Source organism: Treponema sp. R8-4-B8, assembly GCF_054786175.1.
The window spans coordinates 1-606 of record NZ_BDHE01000247.1 but is presented as its reverse complement, the minus strand read 5'-3'; the positions used below and the strand labels follow the sequence as shown (position 1 = coordinate 606).

At 38.6% G+C, this 606-nt stretch carries 1 protein-coding gene; it reads left to right on the top strand.

Annotated elements, in window-relative coordinates; translation table 11 throughout:
- Window positions 1-60: 60 nt before the first annotated feature.
- Window positions 61-423, top strand: coding sequence for an ORF6N domain-containing protein (locus ACYVRA_RS08185; RefSeq protein WP_461252236.1), 363 nt, complete (start codon window positions 61-63; stop codon window positions 421-423).
- The last annotated feature ends 183 nt before the right edge of the window (window positions 424-606 follow it).

The window sequence follows — 606 nt, the reverse complement described above, 5'->3', positions numbered from 1 at the left end:
CCCCTCTTTTCTTCCTTTGTGATCTTGGTACCTTTGTGATCTTCGTGTGAAACATCTCGAATAAAACGGTTTCCGAAAGAATGGGAACTTTTGCGGTGCCAAATTGACACCGCAAAAAAGGTAGAAAAAATGAGGTTCAATCCTTATGTTTTTACTGAACAAGGCATCGCGATGCTTTCAGGGCTTTTAAACAGTGATATTGCCATTAATGTTAATATACAGATAATGCGGGTGTTTGTTCAATTAAGGCATTATGTAGTTACTAAAGAAGATACCAATGAGCAAATTGCAGAGTTACGAAAACTTCTCATGCTCTATATTGAAAAAAACGATAAGCGCGTGAATGATATTATCATTGCCTTGAACAATCTGCTGGAACATCCAAAGCCAACCCGAAGGATAGGCTTTAATACTGACGATTGAGTAACAACTAAAAATATACAATGAGCAATGAAAAATGAGCAATGAGCAATTTCGTTGTTTGTGGGCACAGTCTTTTTGCAAGACGCTATTCTTGCTAACTTCGCTCTTTGGTCACTTCGACAAGCTCAGTGACGAGACATTGCTAACGGTCAATTGCTCATTGCTCATTGCTCATTGCTCACT